The organism is Ferruginibacter sp., assembly GCF_031430955.1.
GTDB lineage: Bacteria > Bacteroidota > Bacteroidia > Chitinophagales > Chitinophagaceae > Ferruginibacter.
Map to the genome: position 1 here is coordinate 1 of NZ_JANPCM010000124.1, position 5,705 is coordinate 5,705.

General features: G+C 37.1%; 7 protein-coding genes. 2 read left to right on the forward strand and 5 right to left on the reverse strand.

Annotated features, from left to right (window positions below; all coding sequences use genetic code 11):
• Together ACY65O_RS03405 and ACY65O_RS03410 are read left to right on the forward strand one after the other, a co-directional pair.
• Positions 1-734, forward strand: a 734-nt coding sequence (locus tag ACY65O_RS03405; RefSeq protein WP_462219445.1) for an alpha/beta hydrolase, incomplete at its 5' end; no start/stop codon positions are given.
• A 70-nt stretch (positions 735-804) separates the two neighbouring features.
• Positions 805-2,052: an S-adenosylmethionine:tRNA ribosyltransferase-isomerase gene (locus ACY65O_RS03410; RefSeq protein ID WP_462219446.1), complete on the forward strand. Its 1,248-nt coding sequence runs from the start codon at positions 805-807 to the stop codon at positions 2,050-2,052.
• A gap of 231 nt (positions 2,053-2,283) precedes the next feature.
• Here the strand turns inward: ACY65O_RS03410 and ACY65O_RS03415 are convergent, their stop codons facing one another.
• The 5 genes from ACY65O_RS03415 to ACY65O_RS03435 all read right to left on the reverse strand — a co-directional run.
• On the reverse strand, positions 2,284-2,601 hold the full coding sequence (locus ACY65O_RS03415) for a GIY-YIG nuclease family protein (protein WP_462219447.1): 318 nt from the start codon (positions 2,599-2,601) through the stop codon (positions 2,284-2,286).
• A gap of 330 nt (positions 2,602-2,931) precedes the next feature.
• Positions 2,932-3,534, reverse strand: coding sequence for a L,D-transpeptidase family protein (locus tag ACY65O_RS03420; RefSeq protein WP_462219448.1), 603 nt, complete (start codon positions 3,532-3,534; stop codon positions 2,932-2,934).
• Between the two features lie 171 nt (positions 3,535-3,705).
• Positions 3,706-4,113 carry a DUF4332 domain-containing protein gene (locus ACY65O_RS03425; protein WP_462219449.1) on the reverse strand — a complete coding sequence of 136 codons (408 nt, stop codon included), beginning with the start codon at positions 4,111-4,113 and terminating at the stop codon, positions 3,706-3,708.
• A gap of 315 nt (positions 4,114-4,428) precedes the next feature.
• The gene (locus tag ACY65O_RS03430; protein WP_462219450.1) at positions 4,429-5,304 is read right to left on the reverse strand and encodes an outer membrane beta-barrel protein; all 876 of its coding nucleotides are present in this window, start codon (positions 5,302-5,304) and stop codon (positions 4,429-4,431) included.
• A gap of 20 nt (positions 5,305-5,324) precedes the next feature.
• On the reverse strand, positions 5,325-5,705 hold a 381-nt coding region (locus ACY65O_RS03435), incomplete at its 5' end, for a hypothetical protein (RefSeq protein WP_462219451.1).

Sequence of the window (5,705 nt, forward strand, 5' to 3'; positions counted from 1 at the left end):
CCGATTCTGTTAACGAAAAAGTTATTTTAACCACAGCTGATAAAATAAAATTAGAAGGCTGGTACACTGCTGTTGACAGCGCCAAAGGGACTGTTTGTATGTTTCATGGGCATGGCGGCAAAAAAAGTGGTATTAATAAAGAGGCCGAAGAATTTAGAAAATTAGGTTACAATACTTTTCAGTTAGACTTCAGGGCACATGGTAACAGCGGCGGTAACACCTGCACCATTGGCTATGATGAAAGTGAAGACGTAAAACTGGCTTACGATTTTATAAAAAATAAAGGCGAAAAAAATATTGTGCTCTGGGGAATTTCTATGGGTGCGGCGGCAGTAACAAAAGCAATGAATGATTACACTGCATTGCAACCGCAAAAAATTATTTTAGAAATGCCTTTTGGCACTATTGAAGATGCCGTGGAAGGCCGTATTAAAATGATGCATTTGCCTGCACAGCCATTATCAACTTTAATAACTTTTTGGGGCGGTGTGGAGCATGGTTTTTGGGCGTTTGGTATGAAGCCGCAGGAATATGCCCAAAAAATTACCTGCCCTACTTTATTGCAATGGGGAGCTAACGACCCACGGGTTAGCAGAGCCGAAGAAGATATTTTATTTGCCAACCTTGCAACTGCCAGTAAAAAATTTGTAGTGTACGATAATTGCGTACATGAAAGTTTGTGTAAAAAAGAAAATGAAAAGTGGATGGGTGAAGTGAGTGATTTTTTAAAGTAGTTTTTTTGTGACCAGCGTTTGTTTTTTATGGCATCATCGTTGCGTCGCACTCTTCAGCTGAAAATCTTTGTTGAACATTACAGACCATTTGCACATGCATCCTAAAAATTTATCTATACAAAATTTCACCTACCATCTTCCCGATGAAAAAATCGCATTGCATCCATTGCAGCAAAGAGATGATTCTAAATTATTAATTTATAAAAATGGTACTATACAGGCGGATGTTTATAAAAATATTCATGAGCATTTACCGCAGCACAGTTTACTCATTTTTAATAATACCAAAGTAATACAGGCACGTATTTTATTTACCAAGACCACCGGCGGCATTATCGAAATTTTTTGTTTAGAGCCTTATGAAGCCATCAATGATTACGCTTCCGTCATGAGTAAAAAAGAAAAAGTAAAATGGAAATGCATGATAGGTGGCGCCAGCAAATGGAAAGAAGGTGATTTAGAAAAACAATTCGCCAAAGGAAACGGGCAGTGGGCAATAAAAGCAAAGCTGGTTGAAAAACTTGCTGATGCTTATGTAGTGGAATTTTCCTGGGCTCCGGTTGAGCTAAGTTTTGCAGAAATATTAGAAGAGTGTGGTAATATTCCTTTGCCACCTTACATAAAAAGAAAGCCCGAAGCAGAAGATAAAGAACGCTATCAAACTATTTATGCCCAATACAAAGGTTCGGTTGCTGCGCCAACTGCCGGCCTGCATTTTACAGCTACTATATTTTCTTCTTTACAAACAAAAAACATAACTACCGGTTTTGTTACGCTGCATGTGGGTGCCGGAACATTTAAACCTGTAAAAGCAGCCATTATGCAAGAGCATGAAATGCATGCCGAGTGGATTGATGTAACTATTGAAACCATTGAAAATCTTATTAAAAATCTTTCCAACAATATTGTTGCTGTTGGCACCACATCATTAAGAACGATGGAGAGTTTATATTGGCTTGGTGTAAAAGTATTATTACATCCCTCTTTGCAACAATTACAAATTACGCAGTGGGAAGTGTATGATGAATTATCCGGCAATGAAAATATTACTGCATCGGAAGCGTTACTAGCTTTAATAAAATGGTTACAAAAAAATAACCTGGAAAAATTATTTACCCAAACACAAATATTAATTGCACCGGGTTATCAATTTAAAATCGCAAAAGCCATCATGACAAACTTTCATCAGCCGCAATCTACTTTACTACTTTTAGTTGCTTCCGCTCTTGGTGATGACTGGAGGAAGATTTATGATTACGCTTTGGAAAATGATTTTAGATTTTTGAGTTATGGGGATGGGAGTTTATTGTTTATTTAAATTATTGAAATTAGCAGTGTGTCAGGTTGAGCTTGTCGAAACCGGGTTGCCTCAGCCGAAGCCTTGCAAAAAAAGTTTCTCAATCTTCCGATTTATTAAAATTAGATTCAGATTTTAAATTACAGCGATAGTAGCTTGTTGTTTATTTAATCTGTTGAAATTAAAAAGCTGTCAGGTTGAGCTTGTCGAAACCGGGCTGCCATAGCAGAAGCCTTGCAAAAAAATCGTTTTTCATTCCTCCAATTTATTAACCCCAGATTTAGATTTTGCCAATTTTTTTATCTCTTCCCAATCCTCAATAAATAAAGCTTCTTTCTTTTTCCTCGACCATCCTTGAACTTGTTTTTCCCAGGCTATTGCTTGGGTAATATCCTGAAAACGCTGACAATATTTTAAAATTACGGGACGTCTTTTAAAAGTGTATCCCGAAGAGTTTTCTTCATTATTATGTTCCCAAATCCTTCTTTCAATATTATTGGTTACGCCAGTGTAATAGCTCTTATCACTGCATTCAACAATATAAACAAAGTAGTTGTGGGCTATTTTCATTTCAGTAAATCTTTTTGTATTAACCTGGTTTCGACAAGCTCAACCTGACAATTTTTATTTTGTTACCAAATTAGCAAAAAAAAATTATCGCTCATTTAATAAAATAAACAAAGCAGTGGTGGGCTATTTTCATTTCAGTAAATCTTTTAGTATCAACCCGGTTTCGACAAGCTCAACCTGACAGTATTTATTTTGTTACCTGCTGTTGAAATTATTAAAAAAAATTAGAAGATGAAAACAGTTTTGGAGATGAGGAGTTCTGTATAATCCAAGTAAACTCTCAAAAAATTAACACTGCAAAGTTCCCCTTCAGGGGGCGGAGGGGCTATTTTATTTCTGTATCGTAACCGGTGTACCCACAGGTATATAACTAAACAAATCTTTCATCTCGGTATATTTAACCGAAACACAACCATCTGTCCAGTTGTAAAAATTATCTACGGTCCATTCTTCATCGGGTCGGGTGGCGTGTATGGCAATACCATTACCAATTTTGGAGTTTTTTGGTATTACGCCTTTGGAAATGCGGTCGTTAAATTTTTTATAGCTGGGGCCGTTGGGATAATCTAATAAAAGTTCGGGGCCCCATTTTGGGTGGTGTTTTTTTACAATTATTTTAAACTGACCTTCCGGTGTACGCTTATCGCCTTCTTTCATTTTATCTCCTAAATCTTTACTGCCAAAAACAATTGGGTAAGTGGCAAACCAACCTTCGTCGTCGTACACTTTAAGTTCGTAATCGCTTTTATCTACAATAATATAATAGGGATTTTCTTCTGTGCTTTCGACAACTGCAGGTTTCATTTTTTTAGCAACTGTTGCGGTACGGGTTTTACTTACCGGTTTTTTCTTTTTACCCTTATCCTTAGTAAAAGAAACCAATGCCAGTACTAAAAACAGTAAAATTAAATGAGTTAAACGAAGCTGCTTCATGGCTAATGGAATTTTATCTACTTATTCAAACGCCGTGCCATGTAAAAATATTTTATTAACGTGAATAACATTAACAAATTATAGGGAATGTGGAAAAATTATTTAAGAAACATACTACCGTAGTTACAACAAATATATTAAGAAAACTACGGTAGTTGCTTAAAATTAATATTAATGAGACACAGCCGGAGCAAGCGTTTTGGCCTGGTCAATCATTTTTTGTAACTGATCTGCCGAAGGTACACGGCCGCTTAAATTTTTAGCATCGTTTATTTCCTGCATTTTGGCAGCAAGGTTTGCAGCATTACGGGTGGCTAACTCTTTTACAGTATCCACACCGGCTGCTTCCATCAACTCGGATGTTTGCCCTGCAATACCATCAATGCGGTGCAGATCGCTGTGGTTTACCCAGGTTAAAATTTTTCCTTCGTCAATGCCGGTTGCATCGGCCAATTCTTTGCGGCCGCTTTTGGTGCCGCCTTTTGCTAGCATATCATCTGTGGTGTTAACGCCTGCAGTTTTTAATTTTTCTGCATAAGCAGGACCAATACCTTCAATGTCGATAATGTTGTACGCCATTTTTTTAAATTTAAAATTTTCGGAAATAGTTTTAAGTAAATTAACAGACGCAGCTAAAGCAGCAAAAGTTGTACCCGAAAAAAATAAAAAACCTCCGCAGGAGGAGGTGGTATGTTAAACCCAAACCCCCGCCTGTTTACACCCGGGGGTTCAACAGGCTTGGGAATGAGTGAGAGAGCTTTTAAATTTTATACTGCATTCTATAATATGAGTAAAGTTGATAAAAGTTATACTGTTGAAGAGTGTCCCTCGTTCCTCGGGATAAACTCTGCCAATGAAGCAAATAAAATTTATAAAGCTTGGCTCAAAATAATTTTACCAGTTACTAAAACGTAAACCAAAAGTATAAGGCTTCATATCTAAATCATGCTCGTAAAAACTTTTAGGGCTGTACGAGCCATAAAAACGTACCGAACCAAGGCCCAGCTCTGCAACATAACTTAATTTAAAACGGTTTAAATCGTAGTCGCCCCTGTTTTTATCTTTACCACGTCCGTCGCTTTTTTGTTTATTGCGCTGGCCGTATAAATAACCTGCACTAACGCCTGCGCTAAAACTAATTCCCTTTTTTTTGCTGCCGGGGTTACTGTTAAAATTCAGCATTAGTGGCACGGTTAAATAATCGGCAGCCAGTTTATTTTTGGAAAAGGCAACCGAATCCCTGAAAATAAATGGCGCATTGGTTTGTGTGCCTGCAGTGTAAGGAACGGCTCCGCCTTCTTTATAACTTACAGAAGATTTATACCGGTAATTATTTAACTCCAGCCCTACCCCGTATTTTAAATTAACATGTGGCGTACCTAATTTTAAGCGCTGCATAAAAAACCAAATGTTTACGTTTACGCTTTTACCGGCACGTAATTTAAAATCGTTTTCGTTTAATGCAGGTGAGCCTGGCCTGTTCACTAAATAAGTACCTGTGTTGGCGTAGTTGGTATTATCGGTGTAGTTGGCAAAACCTAAATCTACAATCCACCAGTTGGTGCTAACGTTGGCATTTTTTTTACGTTCGCTGTTTTTTCTGCCCATGGTAATATCTACCTCTTTATTGTTTTTATTTTTACCATTTTTTACAATAATGATACCGCCAATGCGTATGGTATCCGACTTTTGTTTTTTTGTACTGTCTGTTTGTGCTGTTGCGGTGGAGCAAATAATTGCTGCCGCTAAAAATGTAATTAGCTGTTTCATATTTCCTGTTGTTTAAAAAATTATTTAATTGCAATGTCGAAGCCGGCAACTTTAATACTGTTACCAGTTTTAATACTGGTGTTACGGTCAACCATGCGTTTTACTTTACGGAAGAAGCCGCCCAGTTTGCTTTTCTTTACATTGTCTTCATCCATGTAAAGAATTTTGTTGTCGTTATTCTCGCCGGCATCGCTTTCGGTTAAACTGGTATTTAAAGCATAACCGTTAACTGTTTCTGTTTTGGAGTAATCGTTTGCAATATCAACTGTAACTTTATTTCCGGAGTTTATTTTATCAGTTGTGTTGTCTTTAGGTTTTACGTTTGATGCATAACTTTCGTTACTCTCCTCCTTGTTAATTTTTTCATAATCGGGTTTAGGTAAATTATTATCGGGTTTTTT